This window comes from Vibrio sp. FF266 (assembly GCF_041439695.1).
Classification (GTDB): domain Bacteria; phylum Pseudomonadota; class Gammaproteobacteria; order Enterobacterales; family Vibrionaceae; genus Vibrio; species Vibrio tasmaniensis_A.
This window is the reverse complement of record NZ_JBGOOO010000001.1, coordinates 332,775-356,009: the sequence shown is the minus strand read 5'-3', so window position 1 is coordinate 356,009 and position 23,235 is coordinate 332,775. Positions and strand designations below refer to the sequence as shown.

Genomic DNA, 23,235 nt, shown 5'->3' with positions numbered 1-23,235 from the left:
AACGGCTCAGTGGTATCGCACTGCTGAGCCAATAAAAACAATTATATAAGTGAGCAATAACATGAACTTAAAAGAATCTCTTATCAAGAATAACTCTATCCTACTGAACGCAAAAGCAACTGACTGGAAAGCGGCGATCAAGCTAGGTACTGACGCATTGGTTAAAGCCGGTGTTGCTGAAGAGCGTTACTACGACGCGATTACCAAAGCGATTGGTGAAGAAGGCCCTTATATCTGTATTCACGATGCGTTCGCTCTGCCTCATTGCCGCCCTGAAGATGGTGTGATTCGTACCGGGTTTGCGTTAACCGTGCTTGAAACGCCCATTACGTTTGAAGGTGTTGATGAGCCAGTTGATGTACTGATCACGCTAGCGGGTAAAGATTCAGAAGAACACATCGACGGTACCATGCAAGTGGCGAACTTGATTGAGTTCGATGAAGATTTCTCAAAACTTCGCGCATGCAAAAGCCCAGAAGAAGTGGCGCGTTTAATTGATGCTGCGTTACTGCAAGCGGAAGCAGCGTAAGGAGACAACTATGTCTATATATAGCCAACTGAAACAACGCGTCTTAGAAGCCAATTTGCAGCTTCCGAAGTATGGTTTGGTGACATTCACTTGGGGCAATGTCTCTGAGTTTGACCGTACTAATGGCGTGATAGCGATTAAGCCATCGGGTGTCGAATACTGCGATATGACAGCTGAAGATATGGTGGTCGTCGATCTAGAAGGCAACATTGTTGAAGGGAAACTTAATCCTTCAAGTGATACCGCAACTCATTTAGAGCTTTACAAAGCTTTCCCTGAGGTCAGTGGCATTGTTCACACGCATTCACGCAGTGCCACAATTTGGGCACAAGCCGGTATCGATATTCCAGCCTTGGGCACCACTCATGCTGACTATTTCTACGGTGACATCCCATGTACACGTCGATTGTCTCACTCTGAAATTGCTGAAGAGTACGAGAAAAATACTGGCTTGGTGATCATTGAAGAGTTCAAGCAGCGTCGAATCGATCCAATGGCCGTTCCCAGCGTGATTGTTGCAGGACATGCACCTTTCTCTTGGGGCAAAGACGCCAACGATGCGGTTCACAACGCGGTGGTATTAGAAGAAGTGTCTGCAATGGCGTTGGCAACGCGCACCTTGAATAGCGGCATCAAAATTCAGCCAGAACTATCCGACAAACACTACTTACGTAAGCACGGTGAAAATGCTTATTACGGCCAACAGTAAATCGGTTGTTCGTTTAAGTAGGCTGTTTAAGTAAGCCGTTTAACGAGCTTCGGCTCTAAGTAGTTTCAATATTGATTAGGCCCGACTTCAGGGAATAAGTGAGAGGACTCTATGTATAAAGTGCTGGCGTTAGATCTCGATGGAACCGTGTTAAAGGATGATCACACGATTCATCCAGAACTGAAAAAGGCGATCCAAGAAGCCAAACAAAGTTGTCATGTCGTGATTGTGACTGGTCGACACCACACAGCAGCACGACCTTATTACTACGAATTGGGGTTAGATACGCCAATCATTTGCTGTAACGGCACTTATGTTTACGACTATCAGACTGAAACGGTACTGACTCAAAACGCGATAGATAAAGACAAAGCGCTGACCTTCATCGATATGGCAGACGAGTTTCAGCTCAAAATGGTCATGTACATCACGCATGCCATGACGTACTCACACTACAACCCATTTGCCTACATGTTGGCATTGGAAAGTTGGGCGGAAACGGCACCAGAGCAACATCGCCCTCAAATTTACCAAGTGGAATCATTCATTGAAACGGCTCAGCAAGCCGAACACGTTTGGAAGTTTGTGGTGGAAGGTAGCCAAGACTCAGTAGACCGTTTAATGCAACACCCATGGATAGAAGAGAACTTCAACGGTGAGCGCTCTTGGTCAAACCGAATCGACTTTGCTGCGAAAGGTAACAGTAAGGGCCTACGCCTTGCTGAATACATCGCAGAACTCGGTTATCAAGCCGATGACGTCATTGCCGTCGGTGATAACCACAATGACATTTCCATGCTCAAGTACGCCGGGTTAGGCGTAGCGATGCTCAATGCTGATGACATCGTCAAGTCACACGTTCAATGCGTGTGCTCAACAGATAACAACCATGATGGCTTAGCCCGTCTAATACGTGAACAAATTAAAGGATAACAACATGACTAAACCAATGATTCAGATCGCGCTAGACCAAACAAATCTTCCTGCAGCAATTGAAGTGGCAAACAACGTTGAAAGCTTCGTTGATGTGATTGAAGTGGGCACTATTTTGGCTTTCGCAGAAGGCATGACGGCGGTTTCTACGCTTCGTAAAAACCACCCAGACCATATCCTTGTATGCGATATGAAAACCACCGATGGCGGTGCTATTTTGGCTCGTATGGCATTCGAAGCGGGCGCTGATTGGATTACCGTTTCTGCTGCTGCACACATCGCAACCATTGGTGCATGTAAGAAAGTCGCTGATGAATTTAACGGTGAAATCCAAATCGAAATTTATGGTAACTGGACAATGGACGATGCTCAATCTTGGGTCGACCTAGGTATCTCTCAAGCTATCTATCACCGTTCTCGTGACGCTGAATTAGCTGGTGTGGGCTGGACTGAAGAAGATCTCGTGAAGATGCGTGCATTGTCTGAAATGGGTATCGAGCTTTCTATCACGGGCGGTATCGTGCCTGAAGACCTATACCTATTTGAAGGCATTAAGGCGAAAACCTTTATCGCAGGCCGTGCACTTGCAGGCGACAAAGGTAAAGAGACAGCAGAAGCGCTAAAAGCTCAGATCGATCGCTACTGGAACTAGGAGGCGTTATGTATCAAAACTTGTTACGCCACCGTGTTGGGCTTTATGAAAAGGCTCTACCTAACGAACTCAGCTGGGAAGATAAACTTAAGCAAACCAAAGAACTCGGCTTTGATTTTCTTGAGATATCGGTCGATGAATCAGACGAGCGTCGCAGTCGATTAGATTGGAATGACGAAGAAGTGTATGCCTTGCGTCACCTGTGTGAAAAGCATGGTGTACCGCTGCAATCCATGTGTTTAAGCGCGCATCGTAAGTTCCCATTTGGTTCAGCAGATCCGGCGATTCGTGAACAAGCAGTTATTCATATGGAAAAAGCGATCTCACTCGCTTACAAATTGGGTATTCGTACCATCCAATTGGCTGGGTATGACGTTTACTACGAGCCAGCCGATAAAGTGACTCACCAGAGGTTCATTGAAGGCATGAAGCTTTCGGCGCAGTTGGCGGAAAGATCAGGCGTAATGCTTGCTGTGGAAATTATGGACACCGATTACTTGAACTCTTTGAGTAAGTTCGAAGTGCTGAGTCGCGAAGTCAATTCACCGTATTTCACGGCGTATCCGGATGTGGGTAATATTTCTGGTTGGAATTACGACATAGTGACTGAGCTAAAACTGAGTAAGCCTCATATCACTCAGATCCACCTCAAAGACACTTATAAAGTGACTGACGAGTACAAAGGGCAGTTTCGAGACTTAGTGATTGGTGATGGCGAAGTTGACTTCAATGCTATTTTTGAAACGTTGAAAGAGACTGAGTGCGTTGTGCCACTCGTGATCGAGATGTGGGCTCAAGATGAACGTTGGAAAGAGAATATTCTCACGGCACAAAAACGACTGAATGATGTTTGTGTGCAAACGGGTGTTCCGAGATTGTTTGACCACTAACTCTACTTAGAATGATTAACCAGTTTCTCTTTGCGTTCTCGATGCTCCTAACGAAAAGAGAAAATGCAGCATATTGCCCCCAATATGCTGCATTTTTATATCAACATGTCGCTCTAAACTGTTGAAGCTGAGGTTATGTCAATTTCGAAATAGTGGCGGTTCTTAAACAGCGATCGTCACATGATCACGGCCCACTTCAGCCATCTGAATCAGGTAGTCCGTATGGTATTTTTTCTTGATGACGATTTGGCTACCGATTTCAGCAACAATCTTTACCACTTCCAACGCATCAGAAGGATGCAATGAAGAGTCTTTTGAAATTTCGATATTAACGCCTAAATTTGCCAATTTGATGATGTCGCTAGAATGCATGGTCGTGTCCAAGGTATTTGATTTTCGTGGACTATATCATCTTCAATTTATGCAACTCTACTTGGTTTAAGTAAAAATGGGTGAGATGTGCTCAAAATATGATTTCAATAGTAAAACAACGGCTTTTATTGCATCAATTCGTTTAATTGTCGGATTGTTGAATAAGATCATATTAAGGCGATCATGAATAGGTTTTATGTATGGTGATTAGTAGTATGAGTCTCAAAACAATATGAGAGATTGACGATGCCAAAGTTAGATAAATATAAAGGAATTATTTTTGATCTCGATGGGACTCTGGTCAATTCTATGGTGGCACATGCTCATGCGTGGGAACAAACTTGTCAGAAGTTTGGTATTCCCTACGACAAAGAGTGGCTCGATCAACTTGGTGGGATGCCATCGCGAAAAGTGACTCAAGAGATCCTTAAGCGTTACGATCTAACTCTTGATGCTCAACAAATTACTTCGGACAAAATCGCTAACTTTGAGGCTATTGAGCACAAAGGGGATGTTATTCCAGAGACATACGCACTCTTACAGCAACAGTATCAGTTGAAAAAGATAGGCATCGGCACTGGTGCTCAAGCCAAGCATGCAAGGGCGATTTTAAAGACGACCGATATCCCATCAATGATACGTACGATTGTGACTTCCGATGACGTAGAAAATCACAAACCTAACCCAGATACTTTTCTGAAAGTCGCTAGCCAGTTAGAGCTTGAACCGAGCGATTGTGTGGTGTTTGAAGATACGATTATAGGCCAGCACGCAGCGACATCGGCAGGCATGGATTGCTACATGGTTGAAAACGGGCAGATAACTAAGTTTGTTCCAGCGAATGGTTTGGAAGTGGGTAGCGGACCTGAGATCTGAAACTAAGCTGCGTTCAATCAGATCGCGCATTAATGAATCAGGTCGAAATATTCGTTTAGAAGTCGACGGTGGTGTGAAAGTTAACAACATAAAAGAGATTGCTGAAGCGGGTGCCGATATGTTCGTTGCGGGCTCTGCTATTTTTGATAGTGAAGATTATCAACAAGCTATCGATTCAATGCGAGCGGAGTTAGCTCAATTGAATTAAGTAGTGTATCTACTGCTGTATAAAGGCTCGAAGTGTTCTGTGTATCAGGCTTCGGGCTTTTTTGTATCTAATAGATGTTGATTTAATGGAAAACTACGTGGAGTCAGGGGAGGTTGCGTTGTTGGAGTTCTCTTCAGTTATATCTTTTTCATTGTGTAATAAAACTACAGTTAATATTGACTTTGGTCACATAACGGCGCAAAATTGACCTCAGATCACATAACGATGAGAACACAGTATGAACGCTACAGTAATCACGAATGAAAACAACGTATCACTAGCAAAACCTTCAGTAATGAATGAAGTTCTATTTTTTGCTAAGTCTACCGTTATCATGGGTGCAATTATCCTACTTGTTGCTTCTGCTTGGGTTTAATTTCTTAAATAACCCGCGTTAAGTGTGATCAGTGGTGGTGATTAGCCACTCACTGATTCAAACTAACGTCAGAAGCACCAAATTCATTTCCTTATCTTTCTCCAGTTCACTTTCTCTATCTTCTAGGCCAATCAGGCCGACTTTTTAGTCATCGACTTAGTGACTGAATCAAGTGATTGACTAAACCAAGTTACTTTTCTAAATCAACGGTTTAAGCACGATGCTTTAAACTAGACCAGTACAAAACTATCATTAATACATACGCTAATGCGGGCGCAATATAACTCGTACTCAGCGAAAGCTCATCAATCAAACTCGCCTGTACGAATGGTAAAACAACCCCTCCAATTGAACACATAATGAGAATTGCTGCCCCTTGTGAGTTTTGCTTACCTGATGCATGTAGCGCTTGTGCGTAAATGATAGGGTAGAGTGCTGAATTACATAACCCTACGACAAGCATCAAATAGCCAATCCAAACATAATTTTGATAGACCGCAACGGCACTAATCAAAGCTGCAATAACGCAAGACAGTGAGAAGAGATAGTGCTTGTTTACAGTGTTTCCAAACTTGGCGAATAACACTCTTCCAACAAACATTAATACCCAATAAAGAGCGATGATCTGTGTTGCGAAGACCAAACCAAGGTCGCCATATTGCTGGTCGGCAAGATACACAATAGTAAAAGTACCAAAACTGACCTCTACACCGATGTACAGCAACAGTACCAACGCTAATTTCATAAACTGCTGATTTTTAATTAGAAGCCTTAACCCTCGCCAAAAGCCAGTCATCTGTTTTGGTTTGATATCTGGAAGCGTCATTTTGCTAAAAAATACCAGTAAGCCGAAAAAGAACAGGGCGATGAATAAGAACAGATACGAAACTTGATGGGCGGTGTTGTCGACGTTAAAACTTGTAGCCACGAGAATGACAGCGGTAAGCACTAGCGGACCAAGCACAGTGCCAACGGAGTTAGATGCTGTTGCCACACTTTGACGTATAACACTCTTATCGGGTGTCGAGAGAAGTGATACGTAAGGTGAACTCACTACTTGAATTGCTGACACACCTGAGGCCATCAATAAGATCCCAATGAGTGTTGGAACAAGCTCTTCTCCTCGCACTAAATATGCCATGGCTAGACAGCCCAGAAGGCACCATATCAAGCAGAACTTCAGCGTAGTTCTATAGCCAATTTTTGCCATGACAAATGACGTTGGAAGCGACACCGTAATTCGGGTGATAAAGAAGGCCATGGGAAATAGCATCGCCATTTTATAGTCGAGAGAGAAAGCTTCTTTGTAATGTGGAATTAGCGAGTTACTTGAAACGGTAATTAAACCCCAGATAAAAAATATCAGAGACAGTAAGACCAGTGGGGCATCTTTTAACGGGAATACTCTCATAGTGATTCCTTATTGATAGCGATAAAAAAAGCAGAAGATGATCTTCTGCTTTTCGATTGAGACTTTACGGTGTATTGCCTATTAAGCTGTTAATCACGAACGAAATTGATGTGATGAACATGAATGTTGTATTTCTCAATAATCACTTTGGTCGCATGCATACTTTTGATTCGTTGCTCAGAATCTAAAGCAGCAGCCATTGCTGACTCGTTCTCGTAACTGTGCTGCATCATCAGCAGTAGGTTTTTATGGCTTTCAGCTTCAATCGCTTCAGGCTTATTCAGCGTTAACCCTTGGTTGTTCGGGAATGTGCGAATAATAGGCGCGACTTCGTTTTCCATGTATTGGTAGAAGTCTTGCTTTTGTTCTTCAGTTAAATCGGCTTCAAAAAAAGCGGTGCGAAAAATTGTCATGGTCGTTTCCTTACAGTTCAAAGCCAGATTGGTTAGCGATAGATTTCAACGTTGCTTTTGCTTGTTTGATATCTTCGAACCAGTTGTCATTTTGAGCCCACATTTCAATCACTAATGGCGCGCTGTAATCAATTTCAGCGAGTGTTTTGAAAATAGCTGGGAAGTCGACTTGGCCTTCACCAATCACCAGATCTCTGAACTGACCTTTACAGGTCTCTGAAACTCGTAGCGTGTCTTTAAGGTGGACTTGTACTAGGTGATCACGGCTTAGCTTTAGTTCGGTACACACGTCGTAGTTCCAACCAGAAATATTACCGACATCTGGGTAAGCCATGAAGTAAGGTGATGGGATCTCGCGCTTAAGCACTTCAAACTTACTTAATGAATTGAGGTACGGAGTATCCATGATCTCTACACCTAACATGATGCCTGCACGTTCTGCCATTTTGGTGGCTTGTTGCATGCCTTCAATGAAGCGAGCGTGAGTTTCAGCCGATTGCGGTTCGTAATACACATCGTAGCCCGCCATTTGAATACAGCGAATACCAAGCTTATAAGCCAATGAAATCGCTTTTTCCATGATGATCAGCGATTCAGTGCGAATAGCATCATCCATTGAGCCAAACGGAAACTTACGGTGTGCGCTTAGGCACATTGATTGGAAAGGCATTTGGTGCTTTTCACATAGACGGCGAAGCTCATAAATTTCTTCGTCTGACCAATCTAAACGAGCACGTCGCTCATCGGTTTCATCCACTGAAATTTCTACAAAGTCGAAGCCAGCTTCTTTAGCGTGAATCAAACGCTCTTCCCATGTAAGGGTGGTTGGCATCGCTTTTTCGTAAATACCTAATCTGAATTTGTTTTTAGAATCAAACATTCTTTTTCCTTAAAAGAGTTGTTGTTCTATACGCGTTGTTATGTCTTGAATTCTACTAGCGATCTCTTCGTAGCCGAGAGCTTTCATTTTTGGCGTAAGCGAAGAGACGCTAACCGCGTATACAGGAGAATTGTTCTTGTCAAAAATAGGGACAGCAACACAAGAAATACCCGCTTCGTTCTCTTCATCATCGAGCGCATAACCACGGCTCTTAATTTTATCGAGAACACCAAAAAACTGAGACTTGTCGAGAATCGTGTTTTCAGTTAACGGCTTCATTGTGCTGACATTGCGTTTCCAATAGGTTTCTCGAACGCTGTCAGAGCTAAATGCTAGGTAACATTTTCCTGCCGCTGAGCAGTACATTGGAGAATGCAGCCCTACGTAGGTTCGAGTTCTAAAGGAAGAATTAACGGGTTCAAACTTGTCTTTAAAAATGATGTTGTCAGCATCAAAAGAGAGGAAGTTAACCGTTTCATTCACATCGTCGAGTAGCTCAGATAGGTATGGCTTAACGGTGCCAGTGACATCAGAGTTGATAGCAGCGTGTCCAAGCTGAACCAACTTCATTGTTAAGCGATATTCTTTACCTGAACACATTTGAGCAACATAACCAGAGTCTTCAAATGTTGCTAAAATACGGTGGACAGATGACTTGTTGAAGCCAGTCCCTTCAGACACTTTTTGTAGCGAAACGCCATTAGGATAATTCCCAAGGAATTCCAATACGGTCAGTGCTTTAGACAACGATTTAATTTGCTCACTCATATATGTGCTACCAGTGTTTACCTATTTCAGTATGGAAGTTTTCTGCGATGTCACGTCCATTGCTACCAGCTAACGCTCGGCCAGCAATAAACGATTTCGCAGACAGATTCTTAAACAAATGCAGATCGTCAGGAACAATACCACCAGTAATGGATAGTTCAATTCCAATATCCGATAATTTCTGCATTTTTATCAAATCTTCTTCGGTCCAGCTCACACCAGCAAGTTCCGCATCACGAGAACGGTGATAAATTGCTTGTTTAATGCCCATGTCGACCCAAGCTTGCGCATCTTCCATTGTCCAGTGTCCATACAGCTCAATTTGCACTTCGCCGTCGAATTCATCCGTTACTTTCTTCGCTGAACGAATAGTTTCGATGTGTGCTGCTGCACTTACTGTTACCCAGTTAGCGCCGGCACCCATCGCTAGACGCGTTAAAATGGCGCTGGCATCGGTGATTTTCATGTCACAGACAATGATGTGATTTGGGTATTTTTCTCGTAGGATTCTTACGCTATCTACGCCGTGGGCGAAGGCTAAAATCGTCCCGATTTCAATTACATCTAACTTATCTGCAACATGCTCTATTGAGGCTAATGCCGTGTCGATATCTGTGGCATCGAGAGCCATTTGTAGCAGTGGTTTAGATGGTTTTAATACAGTGCTAGACATCTATTTCATCCTCAAATTGTTTAAACAACTGCACCAGTCTTTGATAGTGCTTATATTTCTTTTGGTATATGTCGTAGTGTTCAGGATTCGGCTCGACACGTGACGTAGAATTAGTGATGGCTTGAGTACATTCTTCTAATGAAGCGAACTCACCTGCGCCGACCATTGCCATCATTGCGGCACCTAATGAGCCGGTTTCATCCACGTCTGATATTTCAACGGTCATGCCGGTAAGGTCAGCCAGCATTTGCATCCATACAGGGCTAGATGCAGGGCCGCCTGTCACTTTTAGTCTGTTGGCTTTTGGAAAACGCTGACGCATACGTTCTAGGTGAATGTTGTGACAGAATAAAATGCCTTCCCAAATGGCTTGAATTAGGTGCCCTTTAGTATGGTGCGATTGCAGACCATAGAAGCCTGACTTTAGGCCAAGCCCTTGGTTTGAACCGTAAAGGAATGGCACAAAGTAGATACTGCTTGATGCCGGATCTAATGCTTCGACTAACGCTTGATTTTGCTGGTGGTTAAGCTCGCCATTTTCACCAAGGTAGTCGGCGAACCATTCATAGTTACCCGCAGAAGTCGGGCTCGCTTCGTGAATGATGTATTCGTTATCGACGGCGTAATGGCCGTAAACAAAATTGTGTGATTCTTGAGTCACTTGTTTTGAGATACCAGACGTGACCGCCCATGTGCCCATCACGTAATTCAGGGTATCTTCTGAAGAGTTGATTCCAGAACAGATCGCGGTAGACACAACATCAAACAAACCGCCGAACACCGGCGTACCTATTGCTAGTCCGGTTTCATTAGCAACGGCCGCAGTGATTTTCCCTGCTTGCTGTTGAGGTTTTACAACGGGTGGTAGCGCATCCCAAATTTCTTCGATGCCAAAGGTTTCCAAAAGTGCTTTGTCATACTCACCAGTGATGGAGTTGAAAAAATTACTTTCTGAAATATTGGTCAGTTCTGCTGCGACTTCGCCCGTTAAGCGATATCGAAGGTAGTCGTGAGACATCATCACTGCGCCAATGTTGTTGTATCGTTCGGCATCGTTTTCTTTGATCCAGCGAATAATCGATACAGGGTGACCTGTCCACAGTGTTTGCAGTGTGGTTGGATAGATCTCTTTTGCTTTACCCTGTTCTAGCCACTCTTTAACGATAGGCAGTGAACGCGAGTCAGAAGACATAATGCCGTGGCCGAGGTTTTGTCCCTCTTTATCAAGAAGGTAAACGCCTTTGCCTTGGGCTGAAATGCTCAAGCCTTTGATAGAGGTCGGTTCTACTTTTGTGGTCTCTAAAAGCTGCTTAATGACATCGACAGCGTTACCCCATAGTGCGTTTAGGTCGCGTTCTACCCAACCTTGTTTTTCGTTGATGACGCTCGCCGATACGCGGGCAAGACCTTGTTGTTCACCTTTTGCGTTAAACAACGCGGCTTTCATAAAAGTGCCGCCAGAATCAATTCCAATGTAGTAATTCATTATTTGGCTTCCAGTAAATCGTTGTGAATCTTCACCACCAGTTTTCTTACCGGTTGGCTGTCATCATTTTCAATATTGGTGATATGCACGATATTTGGCGTGAATAAATAAAATTGATTGCGTTTTGCATGAATGAAGCTGAGCTCAACCCCCGGGTATTCGTAAAACTGAAGGTCACGTTCTTGGTTATAAGGTTGTGCGTTGCTGTGTTCGCCAGTGTCTATAGCCCATGCCATCACTTCAGAACCTTCGAGAATGATCTGCAAGTCAGAATGGTATTTATGGACTTCAGGTTGGAAGTTTCCTAGAGGCTCTTTGTCATATTCCAATACAACAAACCATGCCTGTTTTGAATCAAAACCAGGGAGTTCATGGCGACCTAATGCGAGTTTTTCTTGGTCGAGACTGTTCAAGTACTCAAGCACGTTTTGAATAACGACAGGGTACGACTTGCTGATCTGCGTAGGTTGAGTATTTCCGACTAACATAAAAATTCTCTTTAAATATAAACAGCTTAATTAAGCCAATGCTTTAAATTAATGGGCACTAAATAGGTCTTGTAAAAGCGTCGCTAACCCTGTCTTATCATCATTGTTTTTGGGCGTGATTAGGTTGGCTGAGCTTTTTACGGTGTCATCTGCGTTTTGCATTGCGATGCCAAGTCCTGCTGCTTTAAGCATCGAAATGTCATTGTGGTTATCACCAATCGCGACACACTGCTCTAGGCTGATACCGAGCGGCTCAATGTAGCGAGTCAATGCATTACCTTTGCTATTACCTGTTGCTGCGAAATCGACACGATCAATCCAAGATCGTTCGCCGTTGAAGTTCTCTTTCACAAAAGGAATCTCTGCGAATGTGTTTACTTCACCTTCAACGACAAACTTCCACACATACTCTGAAATTTGTGCTTCATGTTGGAAGTCGTCGACCTTTTGAATGTTTGGTCGCTGGCTTTCTGGAAAGGTTTGAGACCACGTCAGTAGCGCTTCCATGTATTCAATAGGGCGTGCTCTCGAGTAGAGCATTGCATCACGCACATACATCACCATTTTCAGATCATGAGCTTGAGATAGGGTGATAAACTCAGCCGCAATTTCTTTGTCGATTGCGTTTTCTTGAATGACCGTATCGTTCTGGTAATCAAAGATGTAAGTGCCATTGCAACAAATTATTGGCGTCGATAAACCAAGCTGATCGTAATAAGGTTTTGCCGCGACATGATGGCGACCCGTAACGATAACCACATGAGTGTGTTGAGCGACTTGCTTGATGGCTTCGACTAACTCTTGGCTAATCGTGTGCTGCGAGTTGAGCACCGTCCCATCGAGATCTAACGCCAATAGCTTGTGCTTATCCAATTTATGTTTATAGGACTTATGCGGTGATGACTTATGCATGTGCGAGGCCTTACTTCTGTCCGTAGTATGAGTTCTTGCCGTGTTTACGGTTGTAGTGTTTATCTAGCAGCTCAGGTTGAATCGCTACTTCTGGACTGATAGCGCGAGTGGCTGTTGCCATGGCAGCAATCTCTTCCATTACCACTGCATTGTGCACTGCATCTGAACCATCCTTGCCCCATGTAAATGGTGCGTGGCCTGCGATGATGACACCTGGCATTGCTTGCGGGTCGATATCACGTTGGTTGAATTCTTCGATGATCACCAAGCCTGTGTTTTTCTCGTAATCTGACTCAATCTCAGCTTTTGTTAGTAGGCGAGTACAAGGCACATCACCGTAGAAGTAATCGGCGTGTGTGGTTCCAAGCGCTGGAATGTCTCGCCCGGCTTGTGCCCAGATTGTTGCATTACGAGAGTGTGTGTGAACGATGCCGCCAATGGTTGGGAAGGCTTTGTAAAGCTCAATGTGCGTAGCCGTGTCGCTTGAAGGGTTCAGCTTGCCTTCAAGGCGGTTGCCTTCTAAATCGAGAACAACGATGTCATCTGCCGTCATTACATCGTATTCAACACCTGACGGTTTTATTGCAATCACGCCACGTTCGCGGTCGATTTCAGAGACATTGCCCCAAGTGAAAGTCACTAAGCCATATTTAGGAAGTTGCAAGTTTGCTGCGAACACGCGTTCTTTTAATTCTTGGTATGTTTTTTGTTCTTGAGACATTGTGTTTGCCCATGTTGTATTGAGTGAATGACGAGCGGATTGCCTAGCTAAATTCCCTAGCTAAAAAAGAGGACTAGGCAATCGCACTCAATTACGTTACTTAGCTGCTAGTTTGATCTTGTTGATCATCACATCGCCATTTTTCTCGATGTAAGCGCTCCAAACTGGTTGGATAGCTTGTTGGAAAGCAGCACCATCAACGTCACGGTTTACTTGCATGCCGTTTGCTTCTAGTTGAGCAATCATCTTGTCTTCTTTCTGGATGCTTAGCTCACGTTGCATTGCTACGGCTTCAGCAGAAACTTCTTCGATAATCTTTTGCTCATCTTCAGTTAGCTTGTCGAACTTGCGTAGGTTCATTGTTAGAACTAATGGTGAGTAAGCATGTTGTGTAAGGCTTAGGTATTTTTGTACTTCATCAAACTTGAAAGACAGCGTTACAGAAATTGGGTGGTCTTGAGAGTCAACAACGCCTGTTTCAAGTGCAGTATAAAGTTCAGATACTGGAAGCTGCTGCGGGTTAGCACCGAGCTCATTGAACATGTCGTTTAGCGCTTTCGAGCCATTCACACGCATTTGTAGGCCTTCAACATCTGAAGGAACACGAATAGGTTTTTCGTTGTTGGTCATGTTGCGGTAACCATTTTCAGGGAAACCAAGACCTTTAAGACCGAATTTTTCAAAGTTCGCTAACACTTCTTTACCCGGCTCGCCGTCCAGTACTTTGTATGCTGTTTGACGATCTGGGAACATGAACGGCAGAGTGAAGGCCGCTGATTCAGGCATTAGGCCGTTGTAGTTGTTCAAGCCAACCATCGCTAAATCGACGATGCCAGCACGTGAACCATCGATCATTTGCTTATCACTGCCCAATTGACCTTGTGGGTAGATGTTTACTTTGATTTCGCCGTTTGAACGAGCTTCTACTTCTTTCTTAAAGAACAAAGATAGGTCTTGTTGCAAATCCGACTCTGGTGCAGCGTGCGCCAGTTTTAGAGTCGTAGCGGCAAAAGCGCTAGAGCTCATTGCGATAGTCGAAGCGAGTAGAGTAAGTTTTAGTAGGGTTTTCATTATTATTTTCTCCGTCGAGGATTAACCAATGACAAACGACATTGGCACAGTGATAATGCTTGGGAAGATGACAAACAGTGTGAGCAGAGCCATGTAAGCCGCGATGAAGGGCAATACACCTTTCACTGCAGTCGACATTGGTACTCTCGCTACACCACACACTACGTTTAGTACGGTGCCTACAGGAGGCGTAATCAAGCCAATTGAACAGTTGATAACGAACAGTAGGCCGAAGTACGTTGGGTCAATCCCAGCCATCTTGATGACAGGCATTAAAAGGGGTACAAGGATTAGAATCGTTGGGCTCAAGTCCATAACCATGCCGACACAAAGTACGAGCAACATAATTACTGCCATTAATAGGCGTGGGCTATCCACCAGTGGACCTAACATTTCTGCGAGTTGTTGAGGAAGCTGAGCAACAGTAATTAACCACGCAGCGACCATTGCACAACCCACCAAGAACATAACCATTGCGGTCGAGCGACCAGCGTTGAGTACGATGTGGTAGAACTTCTTAATAGTGAGTTCTTTATAAACAAACGTTGAGATGAAAATAGCGTAAGTGGCGGCGACTACAGCGGCTTCTGTCGGTGTAAAAATACCAAAGCGAATACCGACAATGATGATGACTGGTAACATCAATGCCCATACGCCATCTTTAAGTGCAGCGCGTTTTTCAGCCTTTGTTGCACGTTCAGACGTTTCTAAGTTTTCTTTACGAACCGTCCAGCGCCACACAAACATCAATGTCATACCCATTAACAGGCCAGGAACGATGCCGCCTAGGAATAGGTTTTTGATCGAGATACCGCCAGCAACACCTACAAGGATCAGAGGGATTGAAGGTGGAATAACGGGTGCGATGATACCGCCTGAAGCAAGTAAGCCCATTGAAGGTGCTTCTGGGTATTTCGCTGCTTTCATCATTGGGTAAAGAATACTGACCAAGGCTGCTGCATCAGCTACAGCTGAGCCAGAGAGACCAGCAAGCAGTACCGAAGTCATGATTGCAACGTAACCTAAGCCACCTTGACGGTGTCCCACGTAAGTGGTTGCTAGGCGAACAATACGCTGCGACAAACCACCCGATGCCATTACTTCACCCGCAATGAGGAAGAATGGAATGGCAAGCAGAGTGAAGCTGTCGACACCATTAATTAAAGACTGCGCAAGAATGTCTGCACTAAAGAAGTCCATGTGAAGCATCAGCGCCATTGAAGACAATAACAGTGCAAACGCAACAGGAAGACCAAGTAAGATTGAGACAATCAATACCGATAAGAAAATGGCTAACGTCATTATTCTTTCTCCTCATCTAAGCTATCTAGCTGCCAGTCGGGCTTGAAGATTCGCATAAAGGCAATCACGCCCATTAACAAACCTGACACCACACCGGCTAAGTAAAATAATGCTGAAGGAAGCCCTGTAAGCTGAGAAATATCTGACCAGTTAGACATCATTTGACGGTATGAACCGACGTAAAGCATGCCGACAGAAATCAGTACTATTACCCAGCAGATACGTCTTAATACGGGTACTGCTTTTGGGAAAAGTCGTTCAGAAAATTCCGCAACAGCGAGGTGTTCACCTCGGCGCAGCACAACGGCAGCACCGAGCATGACAACCCATACAAGACCAAGGCGAGATAGTTCTACAGAGGGACGAAGACCAGAAGAAAAGCCATAACGTAAAACTACGTTAGTAAATACGAGCGCAACCATACAGGTCAGAATGACCGCCATGATGACATCGATACTTTTCCAAATACTCTTTAATACACTTTGCATAACGCTTTCCCTACCTTTGGCTAATTACAGAGACGTAATTTGTTCCCAAATTCCATCGTTAATTTCAATGCCGCCAGCTGCTTCGTGTTTCTTAATGAAGTTTTCAATTTCAGAACCAGCAATCATCACTGAACCCGTTTCTGCAGGCTCTGACTCAAGCACGTAATCGCGGATGCGCTTCATCTCTTGTGCGTAAGTGCTTTGATCCATTGTCTTGCTTAAGTCGATAGCGATAAGGAATTGAGATACACCAAACTCACCACCCATATCTTCAGTCAGCGCTGGTACTGAGTGGCCGCCAGTGATTGCCGTTAGCATCATGTCAAGTACGATTGCCATTGATGAACCTTTCCAGAAACCCATTGGAAGTAGGCGTTTGTTTTCCCACAGTACATGCGGGTCTTTAGTGAGTTCACCTTCGTTGTCAAAGCCACCAACAACAGGTAGTTCTTTGTCAGCAAGCACGAAGTTTTGTAGTTGGCCGTAAGAAAATTGGCTCATTGAACAGTCAACAACCACCGGTGGATCGCCCGCAACCGCCATGATGAGAGGGTTTGAACCAACACGGTGATCTTTACCACCCCATGCTGGCATCACTGCGATTGAGTTGGTTGATGCAATTCCTGCAAAACCTTCGCGAGCCATTTTCAATACGTAAGCACCGCCACGCATCCAGTGGTTAGAATTACGCATACCGACCATGCCAATGCCGTAGTCACGAGCCAATTCCATGGCACGTTCTGCACAGATAAGACCGTTAAGAACGCCAGGACCGTAGTTACAATCCCATTGCTCGAGTGCACCCATGCTGTTAACGCATTCTGGTTCTGCATTGAGTTTGATTTGACCTTTATCTACTTGGTCAATGAATACAGGAAAACGGTTGATGCCATGTGAGTATGTGCCTTCGTTTGCCATCTCAACAAAACCAGCCGCAAGCTTGGTTGCCATCTCTGGCTTCATGTCGCGAGCTAAAAGGATTCGTTCGTATTCTTGTTGTAGTTTTTCTGTTGATACTAAAGGCATCTGTGTTCTCCGATAATTTGAATTCCATAATACGGAATCAATTATTGTTTTTATTCCGAAAAAATTCTGTGAGCAAAGTTACGAAATATTTCCTTATTAAGTTTTTCTCTAATAACTGTTAACTGGTTAAAAAGTGGAACAAAAAGATTTAAAGATTCCGCAATGCGAAACAAAAAGCGTGTTCAGGATCTGGTTTCTACGACTAATTGAGGTGAAATTCGACAATTTGGCGGGATTAAACTTGTCAAAAGATGGGTTATTAACCAACCGTAACTTTACTGAATATAAAATAGTGGCGGTGAAATCTGAGGTGTTGGTCAAATTCGGAGAGGGAAGTACGCACAGTTGACCCGTCTTCTATATAGTGGTTTTGTTGTTTTTGTACTATTGCTTGGTAGATATTTGTGAAGTATTGGAGCCAGCTTCTATGAAAATTGTTATTGCACCAGACTCGTTTAAAGAATCTTTATCGGCGGTATCGGTGGCGGCGTGTATTGAAAAGGGCTTTCGTGAAATCTTTCCTGACGCTGACTATGTGACTTTACCTCTGGCCGATGGTGGCGAAGGTACGGTAGATATATTGCTACAAGGTTTAGCCGGACAAAAGCGAACCCATCAAGTTGAAGGGCCATTGGGTGAGTTGGTTGGTGCTGAATGGGCGATGTTAGAACCGTCGGCTCAGAACCCAAATAAAACGGCTTTGATAGAGATAGCTGCTGCGTCTGGTTTAGACTTGCTGAAACCAGAACAGCGTGATCCTTTGATTGCTTCGTCTTTTGGAACAGGGCAGCTGATTTTGGAAGCGATAGAGCAGGGCGCTCAAACGATTATTCTTGGCTTGGGTGGCAGTGCGACCAATGATGGTGGTGCAGGCATTGTACAAGCGTTAGGTGGTAAATTGCTTGATCGTGCAGGGCAAGAGCTCAGCCGAGGTGGCGCTGTGCTAGCGGATTTGGCTTCAATTGATCTTACAGGCGTCGATTCTCGTTGCTCCGATATTGAGTTGATTGTGGCGTGCGATGTGGATAATCCATTGTGTGGTGATAACGGTGCCAGCTATATATTTGGTCCGCAAAAAGGAGCGACACCTGAACAAGTCTTAATGCTTGATAAGGCGCTTGAGAATTTTTCTCAAGTTGCAGAAACGCAAGGTTATGTCGGTGGCGATGAGCCTGCTTACAAGCGCGTGGGTTATGGCGCAGCTGGTGGTACGCCGATGGGGCTTGGTTTGTTATTCAATATCCAAATTAAACCCGGCATTGAGATGGTGCTCGATGTTTTGCAAGCTGATGATCTATTGAAAGGTGCCGATTTGGTGATTACTGGCGAAGGGCAGATGGACAACCAAACTCTGCAAGGGAAAACGCCTTATGGCATGGCTAAACGAGCGAGCTTACAAGGCATTCCAACCATAGCTATTGCTGGCTCATTGGGAACTGAAGTAGAAACTCTTTATGGAGAAATGAGCAGCTTGTTTGGTACGGTTCGTTCTCCTCAGTCACTTGACCAAGTTCTGAAAGAAGCGGAAAAAAATCTGGCAAGAACGGCTAGGAATATTGCAGCGACGCTTAAACTAGGAAGGAAAATACTCGATTAGTCAGTGCCTTAGAATATGATTCCTAAATCAGTCGCTCAATAGGTTTTATAGATTATAACGATAAATAGAAACGATTATATTTTATGCCATTAGAGGTCTATTCTATATCCATAGTATTTTTGGGGCTTTTAAAGGAAGCCAGTATAAATATCAAGGTGCACTCACTATTGCTGCACCTTTGGACCTTAAGGGATAGATCATGAGTAAAAAACTAACTACAGCTGCGGGTTGTCCTGTTGCTCATAACCAGAATGTTCAAACTGCAGGTAAGCGCGGTCCTCAACTTCTTCAAGATGTTTGGTTTTTAGAAAAGATGGCGCATTTTGACCGCGAAGTCATTCCAGAGCGTCGTATGCACGCGAAAGGTTCAGGCGCTTACGGTACATTTACTGTTACGCATGACATTACCAAATACACCAAGGCAAAACTGTTTTCTGAAATAGGCAAAAAGACCGACCTGTTTGCACGTTTTACAACGGTAGCGGGTGAGCGTGGTGCAGCCGATGCTGAGCGTGATATCCGTGGTTTTGCATTGAAGTTTTATACCGAAGAAGGTAACTGGGATATGGTGGGTAACAACACCCCAGTATTCTTTCTTCGTGATCCTCTTAAGTTCCCAGACTTAAACCACGCGGTTAAACGTGACCCGCGCACCAACATGCGTAGCGCGAAAAACAACTGGGATTTCTGGACATCTCTACCTGAAGCGCTTCACCAAATCACCATCGTAATGAGTGACCGTGGTATTCCTGCTACGTACCGCCACATGCACGGTTTTGGTAGCCACACGTTCAGTTTTATTAACGCAGACAACGAGCGTTTCTGGGTGAAATTCCACTTCAAATCTCAGCAAGGTATTAAAAACCTGTCTGATGCAGAAGCCGGACAATTAATCGGTAATGATCGCGAAAGCCACCAACGCGACTTGTTAGACAGTATCGACAACCAAGACTTCCCTAAATGGACGTTGAAAGTGCAAGTGATGCCAGAAGCGGATGCAGCGACAGTGCCATACAACCCGTTCGATTTGACTAAGATCTGGCCTCATGCAGATTACCCATTAATAGAAGTGGGTGAGTTTGAATTGAACCGTAACCCGCAAAACTTCTTCGCTGAAGTTGAGCAGTCTGCATTCAACCCGGCAAACGTGGTTCCGGGTATTAGCTTCTCACCAGACAAGATGCTACAAGGCCGTCTGTTTGCTTACGGTGATGCACAGCGCTACCGTTTGGGTGTTAACCATCAGCATATCCCAGTAAACGCACCTCGTTGTCCTGTACACAGCTACCATCGTGATGGTGCGATGCGTGTTGATGGTAACTTTGGTAGCACACTTGGCTATGAGCCAAACAACGAAGGCCAATGGGCAGAGCAACCAGACTTTGCTGAACCAGCATTGAACCTAGATGGCGCTGCGGCGCACTGGGATCACCGCGAAGACGAAGATTACTTCTCGCAACCGGGTGATCTGTTCCGTTTGATGACGCCAGAAAAGCAAGCGATTCTGTTTGATAACACTGCTCGTAACCTAGGCGGCGTTCCTAAAGAGATTCAACTGCGTCACCTAAGACACTGTTACAAAGCCGACCCTGCATACGGTGAAGGCATTGGTAAACTGCTTGAAATCGACGTGAGCGAATTTAAGTCGTAATCAATACACTCGTTTAAATAGTTGAAAGGCTGTTGAGTTAATCACTCGATGGCCTTTTTTGATCTCGCTGATCATCAAGCAACCCTAAATCATTGAAAAGTTGAACTATTCACATTGATAGTTTTTACCTATCGAATTGATAAATTTATCCCATTATCTTTGTAAGAACGATCGGATTATTCTACGACTATCAGTTTATAAAGTAGAAGAGTTTGAGATGAGTAAGAGCGCATTAATCGTTGAAGGTGGGGCAATGAGAGGCATCTTCGCAGCAGGAGTGTTGGACGCCTTTATGCAAGACGATTTCCGTCCTTATGATTTTGCCATCGGCGTATCAGCAGGTGTGTCCAATTTGGTTGGTTACTTATCTCAAGCTCCGAAGCGTAGCTACAACGTGATCACCACTATGGCGACCGATAAAACGTTCTTTAACCCTGCTCGCTTTGCTAAAGGTGGCAATTTGGTCGACGTTAAGTGGTTGTGGGATGAATCTAACCAACGTTATCCGCTTGATTGCGGTCAGCTGTTCTCAAGTGTTCCTTTAATTGCTGCTGTAACTAACGTCGATACTGGCAGTGCAGACTACTATCACATCAAGCCAGAAAACCTTTCTAACGTGGTTGAAGCAACAACAGCTCTACCTATCGCTTACCGTGAAACACCGTGCTTCTCTGGTGGTTGTTATACCGATGGTGGTGTAGCCGACTCTATTCCGGTTCGCGAAGCCTATCGTCGTGGTGCACGAGACATTACGGTGATTCTTTCTCACCCATTAAGCTACCGAATGAAGCCGCAGAAGTATCAGTGGATGCTGAAAAAGCTGCTAAAGAAATTCCCGAATATTGCAGAGTCGATGGCGGTGCGTGCCGAAAACTATAACCAGTCTTTGGAGTTCATTCGTAACCCTCCAAAAGATGCGACCATCAAGGTGATTGCGCCACCAGAAGCGTTTGCAGTGAAGCGTTTGACAATGGATCAAACGGTCTTGAATGCAGGTTATGAGATGGGTGTGAAAGCAGGGGAAGAGCACCTTGCCATTAGAAACGGTGTCTATGGCTTAGATACCGAAGATTGTCATTTCTGCGTCTAGGAACGGTTTTAGAATACTGGATAAACGAAAAAGCCACGCTGTTCACTTAGGAATAGCGTGGCTTTGTGTTTCTAGATTGAGTCTATTACTAACTCAGTCTGCTATTAACTCAAGTTGTTGTTAAACCAGTTCGTTGCCGCTGGTGTTACCTGTAAAAAAGGCATCAACACTGGTGAGCGTTGTATTGGCAATGTTGAACAGAGCATCTTTAGTCAGGAAGGCTTGGTGACCTGTGAACAATACGTTGTGACAAGCAGATAAGCGACGGAATACGTCATCCACAATCACATCGTTAGATTTGTCTTGGAAGAACAACTCTTTCTCGTTGTCGTAGACATCAAGGCCAAGCGCGCCAATCTTGCTTTGTTTCAACGCTTCGATTGCGGCGGTTGAATCCAGTAGTTCACCACGGCTGGTGTTGACGATCATCACGCCATCTTTCATTTTCTCAAATGCCGTTGCATCCAACAGGTGGTAGTTCTCTTTACTCATTGGGCAATGCAGAGAAATCACGTCAGATTCTTGGTAAAGCTCGTCGAGCTCAACGTGTTTAGCGCCCAGTTCTTTTGCCAATGGGTTCGGGTATGGGTCGTAGCATAGGATGTTCATGCCTAAACCTTTCAGAATACGCATGGTTGCTAGCCCAATTTTGCCAGAGCCGATCACACCAACAGTTTTACCGTGGAAGTTAAAGCCAACCAAACCCTCAAGAGAGAAGTTCGCATCACGAGTGCGTTGGTATGCTTTGTGTAGTTTACGGTTCAAACACATCATCATGCCAACCGTGTGTTCTGCTACCGATTCTGGTGAGTAAGCCGGAACGCGAACCACTTGCAGACCAAACTCTTTGGCTGCGTCTAGGTCGACTTTATCAAAGCCCGCACAGCGCATCGCGATCAGCTTGGTACCGCCTTTAGCAAGAATCTCTAACACGTCTCGCGATAGGTCATCGTTTACAAACGCACAAACCACTTCGTTGTCGTGCGCCATTTTTGCTGTTGTTGTAGTGAGTCGAAAATCGTGAAAATGGAACTCGGCGTTGAGTTCGCCTTTTGCCAGTTCAAATGATTTTTCGTCGTATGATTTTGAGCTAAAAAAAGCAATGTTGAGCATGGCTTCCTCTCTTACCTAAAATATAAATAACCCACTGATTCATTCTTTGAAACGGGATTAAAACTAATAACTCTGTTCAGTTTGCTAGAGTTTTTTTCTCTTGTCTATCACCATTAGTCATTGTAATTACTATGGTTATTTGGTCTGTTGTCTTCACTTATTGAACATTAAAAATCACAGTACGAGGCAGCTTGCTTATAAGTTCATCAATATTGAATGGATCTTACTTTCGGGTGTTGAACATCTTCTTAGTCTCTTTCTCAGACCAGAAGTTAATGTTGAATTGTGCGTCGTCGCTCAGCTCTACTCGATGCCAATATTGAGGTGGACTTGTGGCAAATTGCCCTGCTTGGATCGTGATAACACTTTCTGGTTCTGTCGCGTCGGCATCGGCAAAACCATAGAAGGTGACGGTGCCTTTCATTACGCAGATCTGCCCGAATACACCTTCTGCGGTGTTGTGGTGATTAAGCAATGCAGCCGGTATGTTGTCTTTGGTGAAAAATGGCGTTGAACGTTGAATTTTCCAGTGTGACGGAATACGTAAATGACTCATATAAAACCTCTTGTCTGTATTTTGAATACAAGCTTTAGCTTTGA

General features: G+C 44.4%; 26 protein-coding genes and 1 pseudogene. 11 read left to right on the top strand and 16 right to left on the bottom strand.

Going from position 1 to position 23,235, the window contains the following annotated elements; genetic code table 11:
• Positions 1-61: 61 nt before the first annotated feature.
• The 5 genes from ACED59_RS01545 (at position 62) to ACED59_RS01525 (ending at position 3,713) form a co-directional block, all read left to right on the top strand.
• A complete protein-coding gene (locus ACED59_RS01545; protein ID WP_009845900.1) occupies positions 62-529 on the top strand; it encodes a PTS sugar transporter subunit IIA in 468 nt (155 codons plus the stop codon).
• A 16-nt stretch (positions 530-545) separates the two neighbouring features.
• Positions 546-1,238 (top strand): L-ribulose-5-phosphate 4-epimerase, encoded by a 693-nt coding sequence (locus ACED59_RS01540; RefSeq protein ID WP_029222802.1) that lies wholly within the window; start codon positions 546-548, stop codon positions 1,236-1,238.
• A 111-nt stretch (positions 1,239-1,349) separates the two neighbouring features.
• Entirely contained in the window at positions 1,350-2,171 is an 822-nt protein-coding gene (locus ACED59_RS01535) for a pyridoxal phosphatase (RefSeq protein WP_017096287.1), read from the top strand.
• A gap of 4 nt (positions 2,172-2,175) precedes the next feature.
• A complete protein-coding gene (locus tag ACED59_RS01530; protein WP_009845897.1) occupies positions 2,176-2,823 on the top strand; it encodes a 3-keto-L-gulonate-6-phosphate decarboxylase UlaD in 648 nt (215 codons plus the stop codon).
• An 8-nt stretch (positions 2,824-2,831) separates the two neighbouring features.
• Positions 2,832-3,713: an L-ribulose-5-phosphate 3-epimerase gene (locus ACED59_RS01525; RefSeq protein ID WP_017096285.1), complete on the top strand. Its 882-nt coding sequence runs from the start codon at positions 2,832-2,834 to the stop codon at positions 3,711-3,713.
• A gap of 162 nt (positions 3,714-3,875) precedes the next feature.
• Here ACED59_RS01525 and ACED59_RS01520 read toward each other — a convergent pair whose 3' ends face one another.
• Positions 3,876-4,085, bottom strand: coding sequence for a hypothetical protein (locus tag ACED59_RS01520; protein WP_009845895.1), 210 nt, complete (start codon positions 4,083-4,085; stop codon positions 3,876-3,878).
• A gap of 246 nt (positions 4,086-4,331) precedes the next feature.
• Here ACED59_RS01520 and ACED59_RS01515 point away from each other — a divergent pair, with 246 nt between their 5' ends.
• The 3 genes and pseudogenes from ACED59_RS01515 to ACED59_RS01505 all read left to right on the top strand — a co-directional run bounded on the left by ACED59_RS01515 (position 4,332) and on the right by ACED59_RS01505 (position 5,545).
• Entirely contained in the window at positions 4,332-4,961 is a 630-nt protein-coding gene (locus ACED59_RS01515) for an HAD family phosphatase (RefSeq protein WP_017092754.1), read from the top strand.
• Positions 4,962-4,965: 4 nt separating this feature from the next.
• A pseudogene (locus tag ACED59_RS01510) lies at positions 4,966-5,169 on the top strand (ribulose phosphate epimerase); the annotation flags it as partial.
• Positions 5,170-5,407: 238 nt separating this feature from the next.
• A complete protein-coding gene (locus tag ACED59_RS01505) occupies positions 5,408-5,545 on the top strand; it encodes a hypothetical protein (RefSeq protein ID WP_012600138.1) in 138 nt (45 codons plus the stop codon).
• Between the two features lie 211 nt (positions 5,546-5,756).
• Here ACED59_RS01505 and ACED59_RS01500 read toward each other — a convergent pair whose 3' ends face one another.
• The 13 genes from ACED59_RS01500 to yiaK all read right to left on the bottom strand — a co-directional run bounded on the left by ACED59_RS01500 (position 5,757) and on the right by yiaK (position 17,184).
• Complete coding sequence (locus ACED59_RS01500) at positions 5,757-6,956, bottom strand: sugar MFS transporter (protein ID WP_017096284.1); 1,200 nt, start codon at positions 6,954-6,956, stop codon at positions 5,757-5,759.
• An 89-nt stretch (positions 6,957-7,045) separates the two neighbouring features.
• The gene (locus tag ACED59_RS01495) at positions 7,046-7,369 is read right to left on the bottom strand and encodes a hypothetical protein (RefSeq protein WP_009845890.1); all 324 of its coding nucleotides are present in this window, start codon (positions 7,367-7,369) and stop codon (positions 7,046-7,048) included.
• Positions 7,370-7,379: 10 nt separating this feature from the next.
• Entirely contained in the window at positions 7,380-8,249 is an 870-nt protein-coding gene (locus ACED59_RS01490; RefSeq protein WP_012600141.1) for an L-ribulose-5-phosphate 3-epimerase, read from the bottom strand.
• A gap of 9 nt (positions 8,250-8,258) precedes the next feature.
• Complete coding sequence (locus ACED59_RS01485) at positions 8,259-9,017, bottom strand: IclR family transcriptional regulator (protein WP_009845888.1); 759 nt, start codon at positions 9,015-9,017, stop codon at positions 8,259-8,261.
• A 7-nt stretch (positions 9,018-9,024) separates the two neighbouring features.
• Positions 9,025-9,690 carry a 3-keto-L-gulonate-6-phosphate decarboxylase UlaD gene (locus tag ACED59_RS01480; RefSeq protein ID WP_017096283.1) on the bottom strand — a complete coding sequence of 222 codons (666 nt, stop codon included), beginning with the start codon at positions 9,688-9,690 and terminating at the stop codon, positions 9,025-9,027.
• Positions 9,683-11,176 carry an FGGY-family carbohydrate kinase gene (locus tag ACED59_RS01475; RefSeq protein WP_017102303.1) on the bottom strand — a complete coding sequence of 498 codons (1,494 nt, stop codon included), beginning with the start codon at positions 11,174-11,176 and terminating at the stop codon, positions 9,683-9,685. The genes ACED59_RS01480 and ACED59_RS01475 overlap by 8 nt, the downstream gene beginning before the upstream one ends.
• A complete protein-coding gene (locus tag ACED59_RS01470) occupies positions 11,176-11,664 on the bottom strand; it encodes a YhcH/YjgK/YiaL family protein (RefSeq protein WP_017096281.1) in 489 nt (162 codons plus the stop codon). The genes ACED59_RS01475 and ACED59_RS01470 overlap by 1 nt, the downstream gene beginning before the upstream one ends.
• Positions 11,665-11,712: 48 nt before the next feature.
• Positions 11,713-12,576, bottom strand: coding sequence for a Cof-type HAD-IIB family hydrolase (locus ACED59_RS01465; RefSeq protein ID WP_012600144.1), 864 nt, complete (start codon positions 12,574-12,576; stop codon positions 11,713-11,715).
• 10 nt (positions 12,577-12,586) lie between these two features.
• Entirely contained in the window at positions 12,587-13,297 is a 711-nt protein-coding gene (locus ACED59_RS01460; RefSeq protein ID WP_017096280.1) for an L-ribulose-5-phosphate 4-epimerase, read from the bottom strand.
• Positions 13,298-13,393: 96 nt separating this feature from the next.
• Complete coding sequence (locus tag ACED59_RS01455; protein WP_012600146.1) at positions 13,394-14,368, bottom strand: DctP family TRAP transporter solute-binding subunit; 975 nt, start codon at positions 14,366-14,368, stop codon at positions 13,394-13,396.
• Positions 14,369-14,389: 21 nt separating this feature from the next.
• Positions 14,390-15,670 carry a TRAP transporter large permease subunit gene (locus ACED59_RS01450; RefSeq protein ID WP_009845881.1) on the bottom strand — a complete coding sequence of 427 codons (1,281 nt, stop codon included), beginning with the start codon at positions 15,668-15,670 and terminating at the stop codon, positions 14,390-14,392.
• Positions 15,670-16,158 (bottom strand): TRAP transporter small permease, encoded by a 489-nt coding sequence (locus ACED59_RS01445; RefSeq protein ID WP_012600147.1) that lies wholly within the window; start codon positions 16,156-16,158, stop codon positions 15,670-15,672. Before ACED59_RS01445 ends, ACED59_RS01450 begins: the two co-directional genes overlap by 1 nt.
• Before the next feature lie 24 nt (positions 16,159-16,182).
• A complete protein-coding gene (gene yiaK, locus ACED59_RS01440; protein WP_009845879.1) occupies positions 16,183-17,184 on the bottom strand; it encodes a 3-dehydro-L-gulonate 2-dehydrogenase in 1,002 nt (333 codons plus the stop codon).
• 427 nt (positions 17,185-17,611) lie between these two features.
• Here yiaK and ACED59_RS01435 point away from each other — a divergent pair, with 427 nt between their 5' ends.
• From ACED59_RS01435 to ACED59_RS01425, 3 genes are all read left to right on the top strand, one after another.
• On the top strand, positions 17,612-18,781 hold the full coding sequence (locus ACED59_RS01435; RefSeq protein WP_371704972.1) for a glycerate kinase: 1,170 nt from the start codon (positions 17,612-17,614) through the stop codon (positions 18,779-18,781).
• 199 nt (positions 18,782-18,980) lie between these two features.
• The gene (locus ACED59_RS01430) at positions 18,981-20,432 is read left to right on the top strand and encodes a catalase (RefSeq protein ID WP_004732174.1); all 1,452 of its coding nucleotides are present in this window, start codon (positions 18,981-18,983) and stop codon (positions 20,430-20,432) included.
• A 217-nt stretch (positions 20,433-20,649) separates the two neighbouring features.
• Positions 20,650-21,522 (top strand): patatin family protein, encoded by an 873-nt coding sequence (locus ACED59_RS01425; RefSeq protein ID WP_017096279.1) that lies wholly within the window; start codon positions 20,650-20,652, stop codon positions 21,520-21,522.
• A gap of 120 nt (positions 21,523-21,642) precedes the next feature.
• Here ACED59_RS01425 and ACED59_RS01420 read toward each other — a convergent pair whose 3' ends face one another.
• Both ACED59_RS01420 and ACED59_RS01415 read right to left on the bottom strand, forming a co-directional pair.
• Positions 21,643-22,635, bottom strand: coding sequence for a 2-hydroxyacid dehydrogenase (locus ACED59_RS01420; protein WP_017096278.1), 993 nt, complete (start codon positions 22,633-22,635; stop codon positions 21,643-21,645).
• 223 nt (positions 22,636-22,858) lie between these two features.
• Complete coding sequence (locus ACED59_RS01415; RefSeq protein ID WP_012600152.1) at positions 22,859-23,191, bottom strand: DUF1971 domain-containing protein; 333 nt, start codon at positions 23,189-23,191, stop codon at positions 22,859-22,861.
• Positions 23,192-23,235 lie beyond the last annotated feature (44 nt).